The organism is Klebsiella quasipneumoniae subsp. quasipneumoniae, from assembly GCF_020525925.1.
Classification (GTDB): domain Bacteria; phylum Pseudomonadota; class Gammaproteobacteria; order Enterobacterales; family Enterobacteriaceae; genus Klebsiella; species Klebsiella quasipneumoniae.
Genome location: NZ_CP084876.1, coordinates 4,228,954 through 4,252,868, shown reverse-complemented (window position 1 = coordinate 4,252,868; position 23,915 = coordinate 4,228,954). Strand labels below are relative to the sequence as shown.

The following is a 23,915-nucleotide window of genomic DNA, read 5'->3' as shown; positions in this document are numbered from 1 at the left end:
GGGGGCGGCCGCGCTGGTCAGATGTTCAAACCAGAGGCGTAGCTCAGCCAGCTATTCAGCGCACAGAATGAGAGGAAGAAACAGAGGGCAACAGTTTGCCCTCTGTTTACTTAAGTGGTCTTGTACTAAGGTGTGGCGCTAAAAAACTCGCCAAATTTGACGGCCAGCCAGCCGACAGGCGTCGTGGCGCCGCCGACGATATTGGTGATCTCGGCCATCCCTTCCGGTACCGGAATATGTGAGTTCACCGCCGCCTGAGTATATTCTTGCGAAATGTCCGTCCCGACATACAGAATGCAGGTCACGATCAGGGTTCCGGTTATGAACATGCGGAACATATTTCGTTTACAGAACGGCGTGACCATTGCCAGCAGGAACATTAACGAAGCCAGATCGACAAAGGGCAGTACGCGGTTGCCGGGCAGAATGATAGACAGCACCACAGCCATAGGGATTAACAGCAGACCGGTCGCCAGTACCGAAGGTTCACCGATCAATAACGCCGTATCCATCCCGATGTAAAAATCGCGCCCCGGAAATTTAGCCTTCAGTTTTGCTTCAGCGGCATCACGAACAATCAACAATCCCTGCACCAGAATTTCAATCATTTTCGGCAGCAGCAGCATGGCGGCTGAAACCTTAATGGCCAGTGAAACGGCAGCGGAAATGTCATATCCAGCCAGGAAGGCCAACAGCAGTCCCAGCACAAATCCCAGGGTAAGAGGCTCGCCAAAAACGCCGAATTTTTTATTAATACTTTCCGGATCGAAATTGATTTTATTGATGAGCGGGATCTTATCAATGATGTAATTACAGGCAATGCCAAACGGCACGTAAGCTATACAGGTAAGATGTGGGAATGATATCCCTTTAAGATTATAGTTTTTTTGTAAATACGGCGCCGTTAAATCTGCGGCCAATAGCGTCAACACAAAAATAGCGAAAGTAATACCGACAGAAAGCCAGTAATTTCCCGTTCCGGCATAGACCACAGACCCCATGATCAGGAAAATCCAGTAATTAAAAATATCGATATTCACCGTTTTGGTTAATTTCAACAGAAGCATGGCCAGGTTGATGACGATAAAGCCCACCACGACGGGCAGCATCAGCGGCGAACCCCAGCCAATAGTCGATGCGGTAGGCCAACCGGTATCAACGACCGTTAACTGCAGGCCGATACGCTCAACCATCGCCTGCGATGCCGGGCCCAGGTTTGTCAGCAGCAGGCCAATCACCAGCCCCACCCCTTCAAAACCAATGCCGACCAGCATCCCTGCTTTAAATGCCGTACCGATTTTAACGCCAAAGCAAAGCGCGATAATAAAGAATATTACTGGCATCATTACTGATGCCCCCAGACTAATAATGCTGTTGATAATATCCATAATGATTCCTTAAAAGGCGGGCGAATTGGGCACGAGTTAACCCGTGCCCATTGGGCCCTGTTAATACCTTTAATGGTTCTTTTAGTATTTAACTGAGTTTCTTTAAAAGGATCTCAGCGAAGCGTTTGGGCGAATTACTGAATGCGTCAATGGTACTCCCGGCAATATGCGGCGTAATGGTCACGTTATTCAGGGTATAGAATGCACTGTCGTCAGGAAGCGGTTCGTCATCAAAGGTATCAAGCGCGGCGCCCATAATTTGCCCGGATCTGAGCGCATCAATCATCTCTTTTTCATTGATTAACCCGGAGCGTGCCGTGTTAACAATGATGGCACTGCGCTTCATCAGCGCGAAATGGTGTGCGTTAATCAGATTTTCGGTTTCCGGCGTCAGGCGAGCATGTAACGAGATAACGTCGGCGCGTTGTACCAGTTCGTCCAGTGAATCGACTTTCTCATAACGTTCATGGCCTGCAACGTACTTATCGTAAAAGATAATCTCCGTGCCAAAGCCGCTGAGAAATCCCGCGACCAGTTGGGCAATATGGCCGAGGCCAACCAGCCCCACGACTTTTCCGCCAAGCTCCGGGATCGCCTGATGGTTCGGGCTGTCTTTACGCCAGTATTTATCACGCAGGGCATCGTGTGACCGGGCGATATTGCGCATTTCCGCCAGGATCATGCCGACCGTGAATTCAGCGACGCTGCGAGCGTTACGCCCCGGGGTGTTCATCACCTCAACGCCCCGGGCGTTCGCCACCTCAAGATTCACGTTTTCCACGCCACCGCGGAGTACGCCTACATATTTCAGCGTGGGTAGTTTATCGAACACCGCAGTATTGACGGGGGCAAACTGAGTGATCAGGATGTCAATATCACCCGCTCCCTGAAGCAGATCTTCCGGTAAGGCCACGGCTTCCGCGCCTTCCTGTTCAACCCGCAGATTATCTTCCTGAAGTTTCTCAATGGAGTCATGTGACCACTCGCGTACTTCGACTTCAATCCCGTTATCCCTGAGCGCTTTCAGTCCTGATTCCATCATTGCTGCATTGATAAACAGATCGGCAATTGCCAGACATTTCATAATGATTCTCCCTCGATTAACGCATCAACATACCGCCGGTAACGTCCAGAGTTGCTCCCGTCATATAGCTGGTCTTAGGAGAAACCATGAAGACACCGATGTCGGCAATTTCCTGAGGCTGAGCCACGCGGCCCACCGGAATACGACTGACGTAATAGTCAGGGTTTTGCTCAATGTTCGTACGGATCATCGCAGTATCCATGATCCCGACGGCGATATTGTTCACATTGATTTTTTGTTTGGCGACTTCCCGCGCCAGAGAGATAGCAAAGGCGACCAGACCGGCCTTACTTGCCGCGTAGTGCGCATGTCCCGTCGTGGAGCCGTGGAACGCGGCCTGCGAGGTAATATTCAGAATGCTGCCCATCCGGTCATGCTGCAGGCAGTGATTTACAAATAGCTGGCTGAGATGGAAGATGGCTTTCAGATTGACATTCATCACCAGATCCCAGTCCTGCGGGCTGATCTCGGTGACGTAGCCGCTCAGCCAGATCCCGGCGTTATTCACCAGAATGTCGGCTTTGCCCAGTCTGTCGATACAGGTGGCAAACAGATTTTCCCGGCTCTGTTCGTCAGAGAGATCGGTTTTAACCGCGATGATCTCAACGTTCGCGCTGGCCTTCACCGTTTCGAGCAGCCGTTCGGGATGCTCTTCTTCCCGCATATAGGTAAAGCAGATATTGACGCCTTCTTTGGCGAGAGAAAGGACAAACTCTTTCCCCAGGCCGGTTGCGCCGCCTGTCACGATGGCCGTACGATTCGTTAAATTCAGATCCATTTTTTCCTCACTTAGTGCGCGATGTAGTTGCTGCAGCTTTTCCACGGCGACTGCATTTCTGATAACAGGTTTTTATAAAGCTGGTATTTGGTCTGGTAGACCCGGTGATTTTCCGGATTAGGGGAGACGGTGCGTGAGACATGGACCATTTCGTTTGAGGCAGCAAATACCTCTGCAAACCAGCCCACCATGACGGCTGCGGTCATCGCGGTACCCAGGGTCCCGTGCTCTTTGACGTCAACGATTTCCAGCGTGGCCTGGAAGATATCGGCGAATATCTGTAGCCAGACCGGGGAGTTCGTGACACCGCCGGCAATACGAATTGTGCGGCTTAACTTCGGGTTAATATTGCGCAAGCGCTCGGTGTGGTAGAGATGGCTAAAGGCCACGCCCTCATAAATCGCCCGCAGAAAATGGGCTTTTTTATGAAAGCTGTTTACACCGATAAAGCCGGCCGAGGCGTCGGGAATGGTGTTAGAGCCAAACACGAACGGAAAGAACAGCAGGTGGCTTTCATCCGGCGTCGTTGACGAAACCAGCTTATTGCACAGGTCATAGACCGACGATCCTTGCTCGGCGGAGGTTTTCCGATCGCTCTCCATAAAGTTGTTAATAAACCACTCCAGGTTGCTCGCGGAGGTGGGGCTGGCCTCGGTGATGAGCCATTTACCCTCAATGGGATAAATGGAGGTCATAAACAGATCTTTATCAATAACCGGGTGGTCGGTAACGTATTCGTTTATGCTCCAGGTGCCGGTGACGATCGCCATCTTATCGAGACTGTTGATCCCCGAGGCAATGGAAGAGGCCGAGATATCAAACACCCCGCCAGAAACCGGCGTACCTGCGCATAAACCGGTCAGACGGGCCACGTCGTCAGTGATTTTTCCGCAGCATTCCGTTGAGCGTTTGATGGGGGGCAATTTGTCCCGCAGTTCATCAAGTCCCCACCATGCCAGCAGTTCATCGTCATACTTGCAGTCACGTACGTTGATCAGGTTGGTGCCTGAGATATCGGTCAGCTCAAGAAAAGCCTCTCCGGTCAGGTAAAAACGGATCAGGTCCTTGACCATAAAAATATAACGCGCTTTTTGCAGCGTCTCGGGCTCGAAGTCCTTCAGCCATGCCAGCAAGGCGACAGGTTGTCCGGCCCAGATGGACTGCATTGTTTTTGGCAAAATGTCGGTAAGGAATTCTGGCGAGCGTTGCCATCTCTCAACGTACTCTTTTGCCCGGCTGTCGGTGGATATAATGCCGTTACGCACCGGGTGACCTTCATCGTCAACCAGATACAGACCGTTACCATGACCGGTGACGGCCACTCCTTTTATCTGGCTGGCATCGATACCTGATTGCTCAATCGCTTTTTTAATCACTTCGACATTAGCGGCCCACAGCTCATCGATACTGCGCTCTGTGTGGAATTCCCGGGGTGTCAGCATCTGCGTGGATTTTGAGGCGATCGCGAGCACCTGTCCTTTACGGTCATAGATGGCTGCCTTGGTGACGGTTCCACCATTGTCGATGCCCATGACGTATTCATCTTTCATTCGCGTGGACTCCTTATTGGTTACCATAAGCCGGGCTCGCTGGTGGTTATCCCTTTAAATCCGGCATGGAATATTTTATCTACAAGGTATTTGCGCTTAACAAAGCCTCCGGCGATGAATACCACATCAAAGCCTTTCAAATTTCGGCTAATCAACTCCAGACACTGGCAGGCATATTCAGCAGGTAAGATTTCAATTGCGTCCGGTGGACTGTGTTTAACAATATCGAGCGACTGATCAAGCGATCGCGAATCGATAAGTAAAACCCGATATACGGTCAGCAATCCCTCTTTTTTGGCGTAGCGTAGCGCGGAGAGATTGGAAGAAATAACACCATCAACCTTGTAATAATTTTTCAGTAGATTGATCCCCGCCTGATCCGGTTTGAAACCACCCAGTAATTCAAGGTGAACGAGGACTCTCTTACCGCTTTGATGGCATTTGCCAATCAGCGACTGCAGATTGCCGATATTCGCTTCGGATAGCAGCACATATTCTGACTGGCAGGATAATGCTTTCTCAAAGTATTTATACTTCCTGATGGAAGGGATGATGGTGTTATTTGAAATCATATTAATTTCCGATGTTATTTAGCCATGTAGAGGCTGTATGCATCTTCCGCTGTTGCGTTTTCATGGATGATGGCATTCAGACCTGCTACCACTTTCGCCGGCTGCGGATCCTGGGTAATGTTTCGTCCCACAGCCACGCCTTTCGCACCCATCTGCATACAGTGCTGAACAAATTTGAAGTAACCATCGATGCCGGTTTTTGGCCCCCCTAAGGCAAGCACCGGCACGCCAGCAGCTTCAACGATCAGTCGGTCCTCTGGTGAACCGGTAAAACGCGTTTTGATGACGTCCGCGCCCAGTTCCACCGCTGCGCGGGCCGATGCAGCGATGATCGCCGGGTTGTTAGAGTCATCGCTGGTGACGGGATAACCATACGGGAGCGATTCGACAATCAGCGGTACGTTCCAGCGATCCGCTGCCTGCGCGAGTTGCATCGCCATAATGTGGGTTTTTTCTTCATTGAAGGCGCCGGGGAAGGTCATGCAGACCACTCCCTCGGCAGCGACTTTAAGCGCATCTTCGACGGAAAAAACGGGGGTAGTATCGGGAACGGTATTGTCAAAGATACTGACCGTGCTGTCGACGCGTAACACAACGGGAACGCTGTTCAGCGCTTCACGATAATTCTTCAACATGCCGTACGTGACGAGCGCGCAATCCAGGCCGTGTTCCACCAGAGCAGGGAGCTGATTTATCGTATTATCAATACCATTTGTTTTCGTGGAAAAATAGTAGCCATCCAGCGCTAAGGTCACGGATTTACCATCTTTTGCGAATATTCTTGAGAGACGACGTTCTTTAGACATTTATTTACTCCTGAGATAAAAAACAAAAAAAAAGCCCTCAGAGACTCGCGTCTCTGAGGGCTTTCTGTTCACATACCCTTTTGATAATGGTTCGGGAATCCAAAGCATTATCAATGCAATTTTTTAGCAAAGTGAGAAAGGTTTAACTTTTGTTTAAATTAAATCTGTTCTCTTGCGTGATTAAATAACTAACACACGCGATAACTTACTGTCCAGTTGGTGTCGTTGAAATGAGAGATTCATCACATCAATATGTTGTATGACGTGAAAAGTGCCGGGTTAAATACAGAAACCGAACCCTTAAAAAACCATGCAATAACGCATCCTGACAAGAGGGAGAACGCCAGGCGTTTATTTCATCCGCATGAAGAACCCATCCATGCATGCTCCTGCCTGCAGGTCGCCATCCACAAACGCGCATTTATTCCCGTCCGGATGGCGTTCAAAAACGTTATAGCATCGTTGTCGGCATGGCGGTCTGTCCCCCGGAATGATTTCTTCCCGCCGCCCGGGCAAATTACTCGTCCGCTTTGTGCGCCCAGGCAGGCATCGCCGTCAGGTAACGTTTTGCCCGTTTCCGTGATTCCGCTACGCCCACCTTTTGCCAGGAGTCGAGAAAAGCCGCCAGACCGGATACGGCCTCTTCCCAGGATTTCAGATTACCGTCGCTGTCGCTGCAATACGCGCAATATTTATCGCTGGCCCCTTGTGCATCGGGTGCGGACATCGGCATTCCGCAGGCCTGGCAAAACCGTTCGTGCTGTGTCATAGAGCGCTCCTCCTGTCGTTGAGTTGTCTACTAAACATACAGAATTTACGCCTGGCGTTTAGCGTTTCAGATCAATAGATCCTGCCGTAACCGTTCTGGTGGATCTTCTGCCGGGGCGTGCGGGAGGGATAACGGACAACTTACTCCGTATCGCGCAGCTATCGCCTCCCTTATTTCTTATTGATGCAATGGTTGATCGCAGGCCGCGAGGATGGATTCATGCATCGCTTCGGAAAGTGTTGGATGCGCGAAGATCATCGACAGGAGACTTTCATCTGTGGCCTCCAGGTGACGGGCGATGCCAAACCCCTGGATCAGTTCCGTGACCTGTGCGCCAACCATATGCGCGCCCAGCAACTCGCCGGTTTCAGCATCGAAAATCGTCTTCACAAAACCCTCTGTCTCGCCGCTGGCCAGCGCCTTACCATTATTCTGCCAGGAGAACTTACCGATCCTGACGGGCCGTCCCCTGGCCAGGGCCGTCGATTCCGTCAGGCCCAGACTGGCAACCTGGGGCCGGGCATACGTGCAACCGGGCACATAGTCGCGATCAAGCGGGCGGGCGCCTTCGACACCAGCCAGTGTCTCAACGCAGATCACGCCTTCGTGGCTGGCCTTGTGCGCCAGGCACGGCGGGCCGGCTACATCGCCGATGGCATAAAGCCCGAATACGTTAGTGCGACAAGCGGTGTCCGTCTTGATAAAACCGCGGTCTAACTCGACGCCCAGCGTTTCCAGCCCCAGATCTTCAATATTCGGCTGTACGCCAACCGCCAGCAGCACGCGTTCGACGTCCTGAGAATATTCGGCGCCGGTGTTTTTCATGGTGCAGCGCACCCCGGTCCCGGTGAGCTGTACTTGCGTCACCAGGGTCTGGGTATGGATCTGAATACCGCGTTTTTCGAATGACTTACGCACTGCTGCAGACACCTCGGCATCTTCCACTGGCAAAATCTGCGACGCCAGCTCGACCAGCGTCACTTTACAGCCCAGATCGTTATAAAGGCTGGCGAACTCGACGCCAATCGCCCCTGAACCGATGATTAATAGCGACCTGGGCAATAGCTTAGGCCGCAGCGCCTCGAAATAGGTCCAGATATATTCGCCATCTGGCGCGATGCCTGGTAATGCGCGTGGTCGGGCGCCCGTGGCCAGGATCACGTGATCGGCCCGGTAATCGCGCGTCTCCCCTCGGGCATCCTCGACCGTTATTTGCCCCTTGCCGCGCAGCCGCGCGGTGCCATCAATGACCTGCACGCCATTTTTCTTCAACAGGTACGCCACCCCGCCGGTGAGCTGTTGCGATACGGTACGGCTAAACTGCACCAGTTTCTGCAGATCGATGTTCACCTCACCCACGCTGATGCCCAGCTGACTGGCATGGGTGATACTGTGCGCGACCTCAGCGCCATGCAACAGCGCCTTGGTTGGAATGCATCCCCAGTTCAGGCAAATGCCGCCCAGATGTTGTTTCTCCACTAATGCGGTACGAAGCCCTAGCTGGCCGGCACGGATGGCGGCCACATATCCTCCAGGACCACCGCCGATGATCAGCACATCGTATTTATCGTGCATAGCTCGTCTCCTGGATAAACATCAAGGTTGGGGTTTCAGCCAGTCGCCTGAGTTCCCGGAGAAAAGCCGCACCTGCCGCGCCATCGATAACCCGGTGATCGCAGGATAGCGATACCGTCATTTGCTGGCGCGCGACGATTTGCCCGTCGCGAACTACCGCCCGCATTTCGCCGGCGCCAATGGCGAGGATTGCGCTTTGCGGTGGATTGATGATGGCGTCAAACTGCCGGACGCCGAGCATCCCCAGATTTGACACGCTAAAGGTCCCCCCCTGGAACTCTTCCGGCTTCAGCGTGCCCGCTTTGGCCCTGGTCACCAGCGAGTGAATTTCGTTCGATATGTCGCTAATTGATTTCCGGTTCGCCGAGCGAACAATAGGGGTAATTAGCCCGGCAGGCAGCGCAACGGCCACCGAAATGTCGGCATCCGCAAAGCGGCGGATACTTTGTGTCGCTTCATCAAACTGAATGTTGACGTCAGGCACGGCCACCAGCGCCAGGGCGCAGGCCTTCACCAGCAGGTCATTAACCGAAATCTTGACGCCGGGTACTTCGCGGTTAATTTCCTGACGTAGCGCTAACAGTCTTTCCAGATCGAGATCGATGCTCAAACGGAAATGGGGAGACTGTTGCTTGGACGTTTGCAGGCGAGAGGCGATAGCCCGCCGCATACCGGACATGGGGATGCTCTCAAAGGGTACCGGGGTACTCTCCTGTACCGGGCTGGTCTGCGGGTGCTCGTCGAGTAACAACGCCGCGGCCAGCACATCATCGCGACTCACCCGGCCGCGTGAACCGCTGCTTCGGCAGTCATGCAAGTTGATACCCAGCTTGCCGGCCAGACGGCGCGCCAGCGGGGTGGCCGATACCTGGCTGTCATCGGCATGCGAGCGGGGCGCTTTTCTGCGACGAACAGGGGGCGTCGGAGAGGCCAGGCGACCGCCGGCGGCAAGGATCGCGCTTTCCAGATCAGAAACAGAGATACGATCCCCGCGCCCGCTGCCGCGGACTTTTTTCAGGTCGACACCCCAGCGGGCAGAGAGTCGTAACGCATGGGGCGTGGCATTAACCTGAGTCACATCGGTCACGCCTTGCAGACTGACGGGGATGTCGGTCTGCCCAACGGGGGGCTCGGGGCTGTTGGATGGCGGCGAAACAACGGAAGGTGGCTTAGCGCCTGCCTGTGCCGCTACGTCCGGCGCGGCAGCCTCCGTGCCAGGGGCTGCGGATTTCGCCGTAGCCAGAGTGGCAGCGAATTCGTCCAGGTCAGCATCGCTGACCGAAGCGTCAGCCGCCAGGGCCAGCACGGCGCCTACCTGAAGCGTCTCACCCTCTCGGGCGAGTATCCGACGTAACGTACCGGCAAAGGGGGCCTCCAGCACATTGACGATTTTACTGGTTTCAATCTCACAGATTTCCTGCCCTGGGGTGAAGCTGTCACCCTCCTGGATTGCCCACCGAGCGAGCAAGCCTTCTTCCATGGAAAGCCCCCACTTTGGCATTTCAAGCGTCTTGATTTCGCTCATAGGTTAATCCTCCAGCACTTGACGGACGGCGGCTTCGATACGTTCTACGCCAGGGATCCAGAGTTTTTCGAGAGCAGGGGAGAACGGGACCGGCGTGTGTGGCGGCGTCACCAGCAGAACGGGCGCTTTGAGGAAATGGAATGCCTGGGACGCGATCAGCGCCGCGACATCATGCGCAAAACCGAAGCGTGCCGCGGATTCGTCGACAATCACTACCCGCCCCGTGGACGCCACCGATTCCAGAATCCCTTCCTCATCCAGCGGCGAAATGGTCCGCGGGTCGACCACCTCGACCGAGATCCCCTCTCTGGCCAGTTTGTCCGCCACCTGATTGGCTTTATGCACCATTGCCGACAACGCAATGATGGTGACGTCTTCTCCTTCGCGGGTATAGTTGGCTACACCTAGCGGGATGGTATAGCTCTCGTCCGGTACCTCGCCCTTGAGGTCGTACAGCATTTTATGCTCGCAGAAAACCACCGGGTCGTCGTCGCGAATTGACTGGATTAACAGACCTTTGACGTCATAAGGCGTCGAGGGCACCACCACCTTCAGCCCTGGCGTGGTGGCAAAGATATTATAGGGTGACTGTGAATGCTGGGCCGCGGCGGAAAACCCCGCGCCGATCATACCTCGCATCACCAGCGGGGCTCTGGCTTTGCCACCAAACATGTAGCGGAACTTAGCCGCCTGGTTGTACAGCGCATCGTGACTCACGCCAAAAAAATCCATGAACATCAATTCCGCGACCGGCCGCAGACCCGTCGCTGCGGCGCCCGCCGCCATTCCGATGATGGCCGACTCGGTAATGGGCGTGTCGATCACCCGATCGGAGCCGAACTGCGTCCACAGCCCTTTAGTGACGCCGAGCACACCGCCAAAGGCTTCTATCTTCGCCTCTTCGGGCGCATTTCCGCCATGACCGCCACGCAAATCTTCACCGATGAGCACCACGCGTTCATCGCGTTCCATTTCCTGAGCCAGGGCTTCCTTGACCGCTTCACGATAGGTTTTAATCGCCATAGTTATCACCCTCAGTATGAGACATAAACGTCTGTCAGCAGGTCTTCCGGAGCCGGATAGGCAGCGGCGCGGGCCTTCAATACCGCATCGTTGACAAGGGCTTCTACTTCCTCGTCAATCGCCGCCAGTTCTTCCGGGGTGATATGCTGTTTGACCTTAGCGGTGAAAATCTTCAGCGGATCATGTTGTTCACGCAGGCGTTGCACTTCACCTTCCGCGCGGTATAGCGCGGGATCCCCCTCAAAATGACCGTGCCAGCGGAAGGCTTTGGCCTCAATGACGCTTGGGCCACCGCCTTCTCGCGCACGTTTGACTGCCTCTGAAGTGGCCTCATAAACGGCAAAGAAATCGGTGCCATCAACGGTCACTGCCGGCAGGCCGAAGCCAGCGGCGCGTCGGGCGATATCACGCCCACCCACGGCATAGTCATGACCGGTCCCTTCGCCGTAACCGTTGTTTTCGAAAATAAAGACGGCCGGAAGCTGGAGCACGACGGCCATATTGATGGCTTCAAAGACCAGGCCCTGATTAGAACCCCCATCGCCCGTAAAAGAGACACCGACGTTGCCGGTTTTTAGCGTCTTTGCCGTTAGCGCAGCGCCGATGGCCAGGGGAGGGGCTCCCCCAACGATAGCGTTCGCTCCCAGCATTCCTTTCGACAGATCGGCAATGTGCATCGACCCACCCTTACCGCGACATAACCCGCTGTCCTTGCCGAATATTTCGGCCATCATGCCGTGAATGTCGCACCCTTTAGCAATACAGTGGCCATGTCCACGGTGTGTTGAACCAATAAAATCTGCGCTCGTTAAATTTTCGCAGACCCCCACCGCGATGGCCTCCTCACCGGTGTAAAGGTGAATGAAGCCGGGAATATCACCGCTGGTATTTTCCTGATGCAACCGCTCTTCAAAGGTCCTGATCTCCCGCATCTTGCGGTAAGCCTGCAATAACGCCTGTTTGCTGAGCATGATTTAATTCTCCTCAATAAAGGTCACCCAGGCGGGGCCAACAGACAGGGCGGATAACCCTGGCCACACCCATGCAATGAATCTACGAGCGGTTAAAGGGAGTGCGAAGCCACCTTCATGGGGGGGTAGGTGGGGGTTTTCATGCTTGAGGTCAAACTTTCTAAATTTTGTGTAGCTATAAAGTTTGGCGGCCCCATGTCATCCCGGGGGCTGGCGTACAATTGAAAAAAAACAAAGCGAGTAGATAACCACGGATGAAGCCATCGGATTTTGAAAGTCGCCAATCACCATCACTGGTCTCCGGGCCATTGCGGCTGACGCGAGGCTTGCCGCTAATCCTGACCAAATTCGTCCCGCCTCGCTCCTCGATACAATTGCTGGAGCGCCCCCGGCTTCTTCAGCTTCTCAATCCCGTTCAGCAGTGCCGGCTGGGCGTCGTTTGCGCTGGCGCTGGATTTGGCAAAACCACGCTGTTGGCGCAATGGCATCAGCAGATGGTCGCCCAGGGGGAACGTATCGCCTGGCTGAGCCTCGATGAGGATGATGATGACGTATGGCAGTTTATTCCTTACCTGCTGCAAGCATTGCGTCCACTCTATGCTGACTGGGACGCCGATTTCTGGCGTGATATGGAAGAACAGAAGCTCTCCAGCTCCGAGCAGCTGCTGGCCGGGCTCATTAACCAGCTACACTACTGCCCGCATGACATATACCTGATTATCGACGACTTCCACGTGATTAACGATCGTGGGGTCTATGAAGCGCTGGGGTATTTACTCAAGCATGCGCCTGCCGCCTTGCATCTGATCATTGGCAGCCGTTTCCACCCGAATCTTGCGCTGAGCCAGCTGCAGGCCCAGGACCAACTGGTGGAGATCTATGATCGAGACCTGCAATTCACGCTCGAAGAAACGAAACACTATTTTAGCCGCACGGTTGCGCTACCCCTCAGCAACCACCATGCACAGCGGCTGCAGTCCGTGACTGAGGGCTGGATCGCAGGGATGAAGATCGCTTCATTGTCCGCAGAATTACAGCATGATCCCGAGCATCTGTTGCGCAATATGCATGGAGGAACACGGTCCATTGCCCGCTATCTTAAAGAGGTGGTCCTGGACCCGCTGCCGGAAGAGGTGCTTGATTTCCTGGTGAAAACGTCCTTCCTCAGTCGGTTAAATGCCGAACTATGCAATGCAGTGACTGGACGAGATGACAGTCAAGCGATGCTGGCATGGATTGAGCGACACAACCTTTTTTTGTCAGCCCTTGACGAACAAGGCTACTGGTTCCGCTACCATCCTCTGTTGCAGGAAAATCTTCGGACCATGCTGCAGCAGAACAACGCTATTGATCGCAAACAGCTACATGAATTAGCCAGTCATTGGTTCGTCGAACAGAAGCTGTGGTCTGAGGCGGTACGCCATGCGCTCAGCGCAGGCAAGCCGGTGCATAGCCCCGGGCAGGACGGCGCAAGCGCTCAGTCACTGGCGGAAGAAGGGGATATCGATACCCTGATCTCATGGATGCATCATTTACCGCCCAGCACCGATCCTGCGCGCATTGACCTGCAAATTAATCTGGCCTGGGCACTGGCGCATTATTTCCACTTTGATGAGTCGAGGCAGCTGCTTGATAACCTCGATCAGATGGTGCTTCATCACCGTGAGGATTTAACCCGCAGCACCTGGTGTAAATTGCGCGTTGTGCGGGCAATTTGCGAAGCCTTTGCTGAAAACATCCCGGAGAGTCTGGCTATTGTTCAGCCGTTGCTGGCCGAAGTGCCCTGCGGCGACACCTGGGTTGATGGTCTGATATGCAATATTCTCAGCTATTGCCATGTTGTTAACCAGCGCTATCACGACGCGCTGGAGGTTCAACAGCATATGCCCTCTCCGGAAAGCCCTTTAGATAATCTGTTTGTCTCGGTTTATCGCGCGTTTATCATTGCCCAGTGCCATCTTTGTCAGGGGGATCTGGGAAAAGCCGGGTGGTACGCAGAGAAAACGTTGCGCCAGGCTGAATGTTATACCGGCACCCAGTCGACCAGTGGCGCGACGCTGGCGCCGCTGCTGGCGGAGATAGCCTATGAATGTCAGAGGGGTGACTCGCCCGAGCATCTGTTAGCCGACCGGCTCGAATTCATCGACCGATTCAGTCCACCCGACGCGCTGAGTCGTTGCTATACCTATCTCGCGCGTCAGGCCTTAAATAGCGATATGCCCTATGAGGCCGAGCGATTGCTGGAGCATGCGCAGCGCCTTGCGGTGTCTCGCGGCTGGCAACGGCTCCAGGCCATGTTGTTAGCCGAGCAGGTGAGGGTGCGACTGCAGCGCGGCAATTTCACCGGCGCAGAGCAACTGCAACGGCAGCTTGAACAAATGGCCGCCAGCTTCAGAATGGATGCCGAACATCCCTGCCAACGCGCCATCGTTATGTCTGCATCCCTTAGCCGCAGCCGGCTTCTTCTCGCCAGAGGCCAGGCGCCGCAAGCCTGCATTTTACTGGCTGAGATGGTCTGCGATCAGGAAAGCCGGGGGGACAGGTTAACCGCAGCGCGTCTGCGTACGCTCTGGTCATTAGCCTTGTGGAACAGCGGCAAAACTGCCGCTGCGCGCACGACATTTCAACCAGTGCTGCTGCTGGCTGAACAACAGCATCTCAAGGGCCTCTTTCTTGACGCTGGCGATACCTTGCAACCTTTGCTTATCGGTATGAATGATTTCTCTTCGGCTTGTACAGAGGAAGGGGGAGTGCAAGGTCCCTGGGCAGACAAGCGCGCGCCTGCAGACAGAACACCGTTTAATAGTGGAAGCCCCGATATTCATGGGGAACTCAGCGAGCGAGAATTTCAGATATTACAGCTGATCGCTGAAGGTCAGATGAACAAAGAAATCGCCCGCTCCCTCGCTATTTCTGCCGAGACGGTCAAATGGCACATCAAAAACATCTACGCGAAGCTTAAAGTGAATAGCCGCACTCAAGCGATGAGCCGGGCGCTGGAGATGAAATTACTGGATTAGCGGTTTGAACAGGGGGGCTGGGCGCAAAATATTATACAGACGTCATTGCTCATCGCCACATGCCCTGATCGCTATGTACGTTAACCTCGCCGTCCGGTTTTCGACGCCAGACCGCCATCATCAGCGCGTCGAGCGCCAGTTCGCGTGAGAGAGTGGGTTTCATCGACCAGCTGACCACGTTACGGGCGAAGAGATCGAAAACCACCGCCAGATACAGCCAGCCCTGCCAGGTGCGTATATAAGTAATATCGGTGACCCAGACCTGGTTGGCCCGGACAACGGTGAACTGCCGCTGCACGCGATTAGGAGCAACCACTAAAGGCCTGCCAGCGATACGACGTGGCGCTTTATAGCCGCGCACGGCTTTAATCCGGTTCAGTTGCATGATCCGACCCACTCGGTTTTTACCGTAGGTTTCCCCGATTTCGTTCAGATCGCCATGAACCCGCCGGTAACCGTATACGCCTCCGCTCAGTGAACAGGAGTCACGGATAAGCTACAGCAGACGCTGGTTATCTTTATCCCGCGCGGAGACCGGGTTATGTAGCCACGCATAAAACCCGGCCCGGGCAACGCACAACACCCGACATATCGTCATGACACCCTATACAGTGCGGTGCTCATTGATAAAGCGGTACTTCAGTCGGGCTCCCTTGCAAAGTACCGCACGGCCTTTTTCAGGATATCCCGTTCTTCTTCGGTGCGTTTTAGCTGCGCCCGTAGTTTCAGGATCTCGCTTTTAGCTTACAGTAAATTCCGTGCATGCTGCTCGCTGTTATCAGGTTTGATAGCCCGTAGCCACTTGTAGAGGCTGTGTGCAGAGACGCCCAGACGGTCAGATACTTCGGCGACGGAATAACCGCGTTCCGTTATCTGACGGACGGCTTCTTCCTTAAATTCAGGTGTAAATCGTGGTGTGCCCATACGCTCCTCCTATGCTCAAACTATAGGGCAGGATCGTCTACCGGGGCGGGGTCAGTCCAACAGGCCAGATAAGGCGCGGTTAAGAGCCTATCATGCAACTGCATGAAAACTAATCCATAAAGCGGGCAGGCGTGGCTACGAGCGCGCGTTAATGGGTTAAAATGAGTTTCACATCTTCGTTAGATGTCTGTGGTTTTTTGCTTACGTTGGAGGTCCATGTTTACCTCGGCTTTGGTGAGATGATGTGTTTCATCATGAGGTCTAGGCGATAAGAGAATGTGCTAATAGAAATTGCAGCATAAAAACAATGTTTAATTCACGAACTGTGGCATCATTAAGGGACAATAAGGAAAGGGCCGCTTAGCGGCCCACCTTAGCTTCAACGTATAGTGTGTCTGATTAGCAGCAGAGACCAAACTTATCGCGAACGTTTGTCCTCGTTTGTTTCAAAAGCCAATGCTGAAAGCATTGTGATTCATTAATTTTTGAGAGTTTCAAAAATCAACTTCGCAGTTAAAGCTTCAAAATACTACAACTATTCATAGGGGGTTCGCAACTCTTTTCTGTAAAGAATTTGCTCGAGGTTTTTATTTCCTAGCCAGTTAAAAAACACCACCTTACCTCTGAAGAAATTGATAGTCTGCTGTATTTCAGTTGTTGGCTTCGCTTTTTTCCCTGAAGGATAAAAAGCTCTATAGGCTTTAATTTTATATTTATCATCAAGAGCAGGACAAGATAACACATCGGATATTAACAATGCCATTTCGCAATCGTTTTTATTGCTTGAATTATCTATAAACTTATCAAGTATTATATTCTCGATTCTTTCAATAATCTCTGCGCAATCATTCCGTCCATGAATATAGTACAAAATACTGCAAATCACAAAATAACTTAATCCCTCAGAATCATTCATTTTAGAGTCAATGAAGTCAATGAAATAACTTTGATCGAAATAATATTCACCGCCCAATTCCTTTAAAGCGATAAGAATATTAGAAAACTCAACATATCCACCACCTGAATAACTAAGAACATTCTTCAAAGACAATGCAACTTCATCCAAAAGATTTTTCTTTAATACCTCTTTGATATCATCATCGAATCGCTCAGCAAATGCATTCACTTCTAATATTATTTGACAAGCTACATATGTTGGCCTAACTCTATTATCCATGGAGTAAACAAAAAAAATAACTTCTAATTGTACAGATATGAACCTCATTAGTTTTAAATACCTTTTTTCATCATAAGTATAGAGGGATAGTATTTTTAATAATGAAAATAATTTTTTCTTCAATGCCATTAATAGATAACTCGAAACTTGGTCAAAAGTTATTTCATTTCTTTTAATAACAACTTTTAAAGATTTTATAATTTCGCCAGCACGGCTGAATTTTTTCTTTCTTTTATCTAACAAAAAAACGCTATCTATTTTTTCTAAGTCATCTGCCATGTTTTTTATAGAGATTAATCTATTAATTTCATACATTGATTCGATATCTACAATATCACTATATACGTCGTCAATGACTTGCTTTAATTCATATTTTGCTATCGTTAACCCTGTAATAAATGGTCTTACAGTTGTTTCTTTTTTTGATTCATTCAAATAAAGCTTATAATGTTCTAGTTCAGAAGATAGAACCATTTCAATCTTTGAGAAATGCATCTCATCAGAAACAAAGATAAAATAGTCATCAACATATCTTTTAATTACATAATCGTCATTGAAATTAAGATTAAACAACTTTCTCAACTTCTCAATGATGTTTAAATCTATTCTTTGCAGAATGATTTCCGCATAGATTCTTGAGACTTCAGGGCCGATCAATATTCCATTTGTCTCCCCATGATTAAAATCTCTGAAAAGTTTATCAAGAGCCCCCTCAAAATGAGTACTGTCCGTATTCTCTTTTGCATATTTTTTATTTTTAACCGCCCAAGCTAAACTATGAGTGTAAATGTGTGAAAAACATTTAGATATATCAAGCTTCACCATGTACTCGTACTTCCTTTCAAGACGGTGAAATTCAAAAGATTCATAGAATTTATAAAGAAAAGGATATTTCTTATAAGAGAAATATGATGAAGCAGTCTGACTTTGCAAATCGAAGCCGTCAGCCACTAAATCAATCCCTCCATCTTTTAATCTAACCCTGTCCTTTAAGAAGTCTTTTTCATAATAGTAGGTTCCGATCTTATTGGGATATCTTAGAGAAATATCACTCCTGGAACATAAATGAATTATAAGGTGTTCATATTGCTTATAAAAATTACATATTTTAAGTTGATGTGCCGGATGTATAATTGCCAGGCTACGGAAGCTTGCTTGGCCTTTTTTTATTTTGTATGTGTACGGAACAGTAGTTTTAAAATTTTCAAATGAGAATAAATCCTTGAATTCGCATGGTAAATCATCCCTGCTTATAATATGATAAAAATCTTCATTAGAAAAAAGGATAGGTACTTCATAAGGTAATACGTCGGTTAATAGGACCCTATTATAATCACCTTTTTTTATTTTTATTTTCATTTACCAGCATCTCCTTATGTCATTTATCTCTTTAAAAGTAAAGCTTACTTTTCTTCTATTATTAAAACCACTCAAAAAAGAATATTTTTTTAATGATCTTAACAAGTCTCTATCTCCCTTGTTTATTAATTGACTCCCTAAGCTACCACGGCGTGAAAATAACATTTTATTTTTAAATGAATCTAGCGTTTTAAGTTGATCATACGATCTGATATGCAAGTAGTTATAATACACACCGCTATATAGTGGCGAACTTTCTTCATCAGAAACTTTTTTAGCTTTTTCAAGTATAACATTAGAAGTAAGAAACTTTATTCTTTTCTCCAAAAGAGAGAAATTATTCGTATTACAATAATCTTTTAAAGAAAGAACAATTTTTCTTTTTAATTTAAGTATTTTCTTTTTTGAAATTGTAACTTTAACATCTCGCTTATCAGAAGCTTTTATCTTCCCGCTTCTAACGCAAAAACAATAACCTAAATAATTGAACTCATTAGTCACCATCCCTTTTTCATTATTATGGATATCTATTTCTCTGCATTTTGAAATGTTAAAGTCTAGATTATCCGGCAAGAATCCCTTAAAGAAATTTTGAAAGTCATTTATTTTTTCACACGTAAAAATAATAATATCATCTACATAGCGTGCATAGTAGAAAACACTTTTAGTACGTTTAACCTTATCATCAAAATCTTCAAGGTAAAGCTCAGCCATGGTGGCACTTAAACCGATTCCTCTTGGAACACCTGATTCAGTAGACAGGTGAGATAATTCAAAAAAACGCTTTATCAACCTTTTCGTTTTATAGGAAACAATTGAGGATTTTACTATTTTGTCCAAAATTTTATTTTTATTAATACTTTCGTAAAAATCTTTAATATCTAACTTATATACAAAAAAGGGGACAGGTTCTTCAAGCATGCAAATGACATGTCTTACAATATCATTTCTATCTGATTGTCTGACGCCATAGATTCTCTTGAGATTATCATTTGCTTTCCTTAGGGCTAGTATATCTTTGAATTCATTAGGAATTATAACCTTTTTATTATTTATTTTTGCAAAGGAAAATCTGCCAAAATTAAATTTATCGTCATTTATGATTTGTGATAATTTTATCATTTCACTTTCATAATCTTCCCTGCTAATATTTCTTAGGAATTTTTTAGGATCTTCTTTATACAAAAGTCTCAAAAGATTTCTTGGCGAGAATGTTTGATCCAGCATTATTCATCCTAATATCTTTTCTGAGTGCCAATTTAACATTTCTTTGCGATTTGAATAGTAATTAGCATGATTATAATCACCTCGAATTTTATTGTTATCGCTGTAAGCAAATTGCATTTCAATCCATGTCGACTCAAATCCATATTCATCAAAAATCGTTGACATCGTTTGTCTAAATCCACGCCCAGTCACTTTTCCTCCATATCCATTACGCTTGATCAACTGGTTGATTCTAGCCTCACTCATCGGCTTGTTCGGATCGTTCCGCCCCGGAAAAACATGACGATAGTTCCCAGTCATGATCTTCAGTTCATTGAGTAAATCTAACGCCTGAGTCGACAATGGCACAAGATGTGACCTGCGCATTTTCATCCTTTCAGTAGGAATTTCCCAAATTGCGTAATCCAGATCAAATTCTTGCCATAATGCCGCACGCAATTAGATGGTTCTCACACCCGTAATCATGAGTAATTCGTAGCAATCTGGACAAGTGACTCGCAGTGTAACTGTCTAAGCCACTTAGAAAATCTGGTAGCTCATCTGCTTTTGGGAACGGAAAATGATTGGATTGGTGTACTTCGAGAGCGCTGGAAAGATCTGCCGCAGGATTGTACTCCGCTCTACCCTTTACAATTGCGTAGAGAAACACTTCGGAGCAACGCTGATGCACTTTCCGCATTTTCTCCAACGCCCCGCGTTTTCAATTTTACGCAGTACGTTAAGCAGCTCCAGCGGTTTTATCTTTCCCACTTTCCTTGTTCCAACATAAGGGAAAATGTTGTTTTTAAACGCTTCTATGACATCTGACACATATCCTGCCGACCATTTGGCGGTCTTCATGTGATGCCACTCTCTAGCTATCTTTTCGAACGCACTTCCGGATTCCGTTTGCAAAGCGACCTTCTGCTCTTTTCGAACCTCATTCGGGTTCTTTCCTTCCGCGACCAGCTTTCGGGTATCGTCGTGATGAGGGCGAGCATCGGCAAGGTTGATCGTCGGATACACACCAGGCGAGATCATTTTGGGCTTACCGACATAGCGATAGAGGAACAGCCAGCTTTTGCTTCCATTAGGTTCTATAAACAATGACAAGCCTTGCCGATCCCCAAACGTATAGGGTTTATCTTCGGGCTTAGTGCAGCGAATCTGCATATCATTGAAAGGCGTGTGTATAGGAATCCAGGACCGAACAAGGACATATACGCAATCCTAAGTACATTAAGTATATGATTTACTAAAAATTATGGGCAATGATGGACTAAAAAGCAGTAAAATCGTTACAAATCAGGGTAGTTATGGATAAATACGGACATTTGGGGAAGTTGAAATGGTGCCGATAATAGGAGTCGAACCTACGACCTTCGCATTACGAATGCGCTGCTCTACCAACTGAGCTATATCGGCCCTGCAAGAGGTGTTCACGAGCGTGAATCACGAGGCAAAAGGTTAGAACTTAGCGGGCGATGCGTCAATAGCCAGTGGAATCAACTGCCTATTTTTGCATCGCCCGTTATCATTTACGCACGAATGGTATCGTCGCCGAAACCAATCCACTTATAGGTGGTTAACGCTTCCAGCCCCATCGGGCCGCGGGCGTGCAGTTTCTGGGTGCTGACCGCCACTTCCGCGCCGAGGCCGAACTGGCCGCCGTCGGTGAAGCGCGTGGAGGCGTTCACGTAGACCGCGGAAGAGTCCACTTCATTGATAAAGCGGTTGGCGTTACGCAGGGTGCGGGTCAGGATGGCGTCGGAGTGCTGGGTGCCATGCTCGCGGATATGGGCGATAGCCTCATCCATATCGGCCACGACTTTGACGTTCAGATCCAGCGACAGATACTCGTCGTCATACTGCTCCGCTTTCACCGGCTCGACCTTCGCTGGGCCGTTTTGCAGCGCGGGCAGGGCGGAGGGGGCGGCGTGCAGGGTGACGCCGCTCTCGGCCATCTGCTTGCTTAACGCCGGCAGGAAGGTGTCGGCGATGTTGCGGTGTACCAGCAGCGTTTCCACGGTATTGCAGGTGCTCGGCCGCTGGGTCTTGGCGTTGACGATGACCTTCAGCGCAGGGGCGATCTCGGCGGTTTCATCAACGAAGATATGGCACACGCCAATCCCGCCGGTGATCACCGGGATCGTTGACTGCTCGCGGCACAGCTTGTGCAGGCCCGCGCCGCCGCGGGGGATCAGCATATCGATGTATTTATCCATCTTCAGCATTTCCCCCACCAGCGCGCGATCCGGGCTCTCGATAGCCTGTACCGCGGCGGCCGGCAGACTGCACTCCTGCAGCGCCTGCTGGATCACCTTCACCGTGGCGGCGTTGGTGCGCCAGGTCTCTTTCCCGCCGCGCAGGATCGCTGCGTTGCCGGTTTTCAGGCACAGGGAGGCGACGTCGACCGTCACGTTGGGACGCGCTTCATAAATCACGCCAATCACCCCCAGCGGGACGCGGCGACGTTCAATACGCAGACCGCTGTCCAGCAGCCCGCCGTCGATCACCTGGCCGACCGGGTCGGCCAGATTGCACACCTGGCGCACATCGCAGGCGATGCCGCTCAGACGCGCCGGGGTCAGCGCAAGGCGATCGAGCATCGCTTCACTCAGACCATTGGCGCGAGCTTCCGCTAAATCTTCCGCGTTGGCGCGCAGAATATCGTCGGTCTGCGCTTCCAGATAATCGGCGATCTTTTCCAGTACCTGGTTCTTTTCCCGGCTGGAGAGTAACGCCAGCTGCCAGGAGGCCGCTTTGGCGGCAATGCCCATTTGTTCCAGCATTTTCAGCTCCTTAACGGATGATCATATCATCGCGGTGGACGGCCACCGGGCCGTATTCATAGCCCAGAATGGCATCGATTTGCTGCGAGTGCTGGCCGGCGATAAGGCGCAGCGCGTCGCTGTTGTAGCGGCTGACGCCGTGCGCGATATCGCGTCCTTCGCTATTGCGGATGCGGATCACTTCGCCGCGGGAGAAGTTGCCGCTGACGATTTTGATGCCTTTTGGCAGCAGCGAGCTGCCTCGTTCGAGGATCGCCTGGGTCGCGCCCGCATCGACGGTCAGCTCACCGGCCGGCGGGGCGCCGAAGATCCAGCGCTTACGGTTCTCCAGCGGAGACTCCTGAGCGTGGAAGCAGGTGCCTACCGGCAGGCCTTCCATCGCGTGGCCGATGACGTCCGGGCGGTTGCCGGCGGCGATAATAGTATCAATCCCCGCGCGGCAGGCGACGTCCGCGGCCTGCAGCTTGGTGCCCATGCCGCCGGTGCCGAGACCGGAGACGCTGTCGCCGGCGATGGCGCGCAGCGCGTCGTCGATGCCGTAGACGTCTTTAATCAGCTCCGCCTGCGGGTTGCTGCGCGGGTCGGCGGTGAACAGGCCAGGCTGGTCGGTTAACAGCAGCAGCTTATCCGCCCCGGCGAGGATCGCGGCCAGCGCGGAGAGATTGTCGTTATCGCCCACTTTGATTTCCGCGGTGGCGACGGCGTCATTTTCGTTAATGACCGGGACGATGCTGTTATCCAGCAGGGCGCGCAGGGTGTCGCGGGCGTTGAGGAACCGTTCTCTGTCTTCCATGTCGGCGCGGGTCAGCAGCATCTGGCCAACGTGAATGCCATAGATAGAAAACAGCTGTTCCCACAGCTGGATCAGACGGCTTTGTCCCACCGCCGCCAGCAGCTGCTTGGAGGCGATGGTGGCGGGCAGTTCCGGGTAACCAAGGTGCTCGCGCCCGGCGGCAATGGCCCCGGAGGTCACGATGACAATACGGTGTCCCATGGCGTGCAGCTGTGCGCACTGGCGCACGAGCTCGACGATATGGGCGCGGTTCAGGCGACGGGACCCGCCTGTTAAAACACTGGTGCCCAGTTTTACCACCAGCGTCTGGCTTTCACTCATGATTCTCTGCCGTTCAAAAGGAATATCGATATCGAGCTGATGTTGTAGCAGGAGTCGGCCCGCTTGCCAACACCCGGGGCGGCGGGCGCGCCATTTTATTGCGCGGGATCGGGCATTCTGGAGAGGGAGTATGACAAAAATATGTCAGATACATTTAAATACGCTTTTTTATAAAAAGTTCCACCTTGTCATAAATATTTAATCTCCCGGCGTTAAAAAACCTCCTGTTTTTGATGGGCGAGCGCCCGCAATTGAATAGCGCGTATAAATAAATCACCAGGA

16 protein-coding genes, 1 tRNA gene and 2 pseudogenes are annotated in these 23,915 nt (G+C 50.9%); 1 reads left to right on the top strand and 18 read right to left on the bottom strand.

The annotated features are described in order from the left end of the window. Positions 1 to 125 precede the first annotated feature (125 nt). From LGM20_RS20505 to LGM20_RS20455, 11 genes are all read right to left on the bottom strand, one after another. The gene (locus tag LGM20_RS20505) at positions 126 to 1,388 is read right to left on the bottom strand and encodes a PTS galactitol transporter subunit IIC (RefSeq protein ID WP_023288522.1); all 1,263 of its coding nucleotides are present in this window, start codon (positions 1,386 to 1,388) and stop codon (positions 126 to 128) included. 88 nt (positions 1,389 to 1,476) lie between these two features. After that, a complete protein-coding gene (locus tag LGM20_RS20500; RefSeq protein WP_044521147.1) occupies positions 1,477 to 2,472 on the bottom strand; it encodes a 2-hydroxyacid dehydrogenase in 996 nt (331 codons plus the stop codon). Between the two features lie 16 nt (positions 2,473 to 2,488). Beyond that, a complete protein-coding gene (locus LGM20_RS20495; RefSeq protein ID WP_044521150.1) occupies positions 2,489 to 3,250 on the bottom strand; it encodes an SDR family NAD(P)-dependent oxidoreductase in 762 nt (253 codons plus the stop codon). Between the two features lie 11 nt (positions 3,251 to 3,261). Further along, positions 3,262 to 4,800, bottom strand: coding sequence for an FGGY-family carbohydrate kinase (locus LGM20_RS20490; protein ID WP_044521151.1), 1,539 nt, complete (start codon positions 4,798 to 4,800; stop codon positions 3,262 to 3,264). Between the two features lie 20 nt (positions 4,801 to 4,820). Then, entirely contained in the window at positions 4,821 to 5,372 is a 552-nt protein-coding gene (locus LGM20_RS20485; RefSeq protein WP_044521152.1) for a glycerol-3-phosphate responsive antiterminator, read from the bottom strand. Between the two features lie 14 nt (positions 5,373 to 5,386). Then, a complete protein-coding gene (locus LGM20_RS20480) occupies positions 5,387 to 6,178 on the bottom strand; it encodes a class I fructose-bisphosphate aldolase (protein ID WP_002889868.1) in 792 nt (263 codons plus the stop codon). A gap of 517 nt (positions 6,179 to 6,695) precedes the next feature. Further along, positions 6,696 to 6,905: a hypothetical protein gene (locus tag LGM20_RS20475; protein WP_064794563.1), complete on the bottom strand. Its 210-nt coding sequence runs from the start codon at positions 6,903 to 6,905 to the stop codon at positions 6,696 to 6,698. Positions 6,906 to 7,124: 219 nt separating this feature from the next. Then, entirely contained in the window at positions 7,125 to 8,522 is a 1,398-nt protein-coding gene (gene lpdA / locus LGM20_RS20470; RefSeq protein ID WP_044521153.1) for a dihydrolipoyl dehydrogenase, read from the bottom strand. Beyond that, positions 8,512 to 10,047, bottom strand: a complete 1,536-nt coding sequence (locus LGM20_RS20465; protein ID WP_044521155.1) for a 2-oxo acid dehydrogenase subunit E2 — start codon at positions 10,045 to 10,047, stop codon at positions 8,512 to 8,514. The genes lpdA and LGM20_RS20465 overlap by 11 nt, the downstream gene beginning before the upstream one ends. A gap of 3 nt (positions 10,048 to 10,050) precedes the next feature. Further along, positions 10,051 to 11,070 (bottom strand): alpha-ketoacid dehydrogenase subunit beta, encoded by a 1,020-nt coding sequence (locus LGM20_RS20460; protein WP_044521157.1) that lies wholly within the window; start codon positions 11,068 to 11,070, stop codon positions 10,051 to 10,053. A gap of 11 nt (positions 11,071 to 11,081) precedes the next feature. Then, positions 11,082 to 12,041 carry a thiamine pyrophosphate-dependent dehydrogenase E1 component subunit alpha gene (locus LGM20_RS20455; protein ID WP_072422525.1) on the bottom strand — a complete coding sequence of 320 codons (960 nt, stop codon included), beginning with the start codon at positions 12,039 to 12,041 and terminating at the stop codon, positions 11,082 to 11,084. Between the two features lie 254 nt (positions 12,042 to 12,295). Here LGM20_RS20455 and LGM20_RS20450 point away from each other — a divergent pair, with 254 nt between their 5' ends. Continuing rightward, complete coding sequence (locus tag LGM20_RS20450) at positions 12,296 to 15,061, top strand: LuxR C-terminal-related transcriptional regulator (protein WP_044521162.1); 2,766 nt, start codon at positions 12,296 to 12,298, stop codon at positions 15,059 to 15,061. Positions 15,062 to 15,122: 61 nt separating this feature from the next. On the opposite strand, the pseudogene LGM20_RS20445 reads toward LGM20_RS20450, so the two are convergent. From LGM20_RS20445 to proB, 7 genes and pseudogenes are all read right to left on the bottom strand, one after another. Then, positions 15,123 to 15,985 (bottom strand): annotated as a pseudogene (locus LGM20_RS20445) (IS3 family transposase); the annotation flags it as partial. A 535-nt stretch (positions 15,986 to 16,520) separates the two neighbouring features. Beyond that, a complete protein-coding gene (drt3b, locus tag LGM20_RS20440) occupies positions 16,521 to 18,521 on the bottom strand; it encodes an antiviral reverse transcriptase Drt3b (protein ID WP_044521165.1) in 2,001 nt (666 codons plus the stop codon). Then, on the bottom strand, positions 18,522 to 19,748 hold the full coding sequence (gene drt3a, locus LGM20_RS20435) for an antiviral reverse transcriptase Drt3a (protein WP_044521167.1): 1,227 nt from the start codon (positions 19,746 to 19,748) through the stop codon (positions 18,522 to 18,524). Positions 19,749 to 19,751: 3 nt separating this feature from the next. Then, positions 19,752 to 20,900, bottom strand: a pseudogene (locus tag LGM20_RS20430) (tyrosine-type recombinase/integrase). Positions 20,901 to 21,076: 176 nt separating this feature from the next. After that, positions 21,077 to 21,152 (bottom strand) — tRNA-Thr (locus LGM20_RS20425). 113 nt (positions 21,153 to 21,265) lie between these two features. Beyond that, a complete protein-coding gene (proA, locus tag LGM20_RS20420; protein WP_044521169.1) occupies positions 21,266 to 22,519 on the bottom strand; it encodes a glutamate-5-semialdehyde dehydrogenase in 1,254 nt (417 codons plus the stop codon). A 10-nt stretch (positions 22,520 to 22,529) separates the two neighbouring features. Beyond that, a complete protein-coding gene (gene proB, locus LGM20_RS20415) occupies positions 22,530 to 23,633 on the bottom strand; it encodes a glutamate 5-kinase (RefSeq protein ID WP_008805306.1) in 1,104 nt (367 codons plus the stop codon). Positions 23,634 to 23,915 lie beyond the last annotated feature (282 nt).

Bases quoted from the DNA above. Each gene is read 5' to 3' on its own strand.
- lpdA (WP_044521153.1), bottom strand. From the start codon at position 8,522: ATGCACGATAAATACGATGTGCTGATCATCGGCGGTGGTCCTGGAGGA.
- LGM20_RS20475 (WP_064794563.1), bottom strand. From the start codon at position 6,905: ATGTCCGCACCCGATGCACAAGGGGCCAGCGATAAATATTGCGCGTAT.
- LGM20_RS20480 (WP_002889868.1), bottom strand. From the start codon at position 6,178: ATGTCTAAAGAACGTCGTCTCTCAAGAATATTCGCAAAAGATGGTAAA.
- LGM20_RS20490 (WP_044521151.1), bottom strand. From the start codon at position 4,800: ATGAAAGATGAATACGTCATGGGCATCGACAATGGTGGAACCGTCACC.
- LGM20_RS20505 (WP_023288522.1), bottom strand. From the start codon at position 1,388: ATGGATATTATCAACAGCATTATTAGTCTGGGGGCATCAGTAATGATG.
- LGM20_RS20485 (WP_044521152.1), bottom strand. From the start codon at position 5,372: ATGATTTCAAATAACACCATCATCCCTTCCATCAGGAAGTATAAATAC.
- LGM20_RS20465 (WP_044521155.1), bottom strand. From the start codon at position 10,047: ATGAGCGAAATCAAGACGCTTGAAATGCCAAAGTGGGGGCTTTCCATG.
- LGM20_RS20460 (WP_044521157.1), bottom strand. From the start codon at position 11,070: ATGGCGATTAAAACCTATCGTGAAGCGGTCAAGGAAGCCCTGGCTCAG.
- proB (WP_008805306.1), bottom strand. From the start codon at position 23,633: ATGAGTGAAAGCCAGACGCTGGTGGTAAAACTGGGCACCAGTGTTTTA.
- drt3a (WP_044521167.1), bottom strand. From the start codon at position 19,748: ATGCTGGATCAAACATTCTCGCCAAGAAATCTTTTGAGACTTTTGTAT.
- LGM20_RS20455 (WP_072422525.1), bottom strand. From the start codon at position 12,041: ATGCTCAGCAAACAGGCGTTATTGCAGGCTTACCGCAAGATGCGGGAG.
- LGM20_RS20495 (WP_044521150.1), bottom strand. From the start codon at position 3,250: ATGGATCTGAATTTAACGAATCGTACGGCCATCGTGACAGGCGGCGCA.
- proA (WP_044521169.1), bottom strand. From the start codon at position 22,519: ATGCTGGAACAAATGGGCATTGCCGCCAAAGCGGCCTCCTGGCAGCTG.
- drt3b (WP_044521165.1), bottom strand. From the start codon at position 18,521: ATGAAAATAAAAATAAAAAAAGGTGATTATAATAGGGTCCTATTAACC.
- LGM20_RS20500 (WP_044521147.1), bottom strand. From the start codon at position 2,472: ATGAAATGTCTGGCAATTGCCGATCTGTTTATCAATGCAGCAATGATG.
- LGM20_RS20450 (WP_044521162.1), top strand. From the start codon at position 12,296: ATGAAGCCATCGGATTTTGAAAGTCGCCAATCACCATCACTGGTCTCC.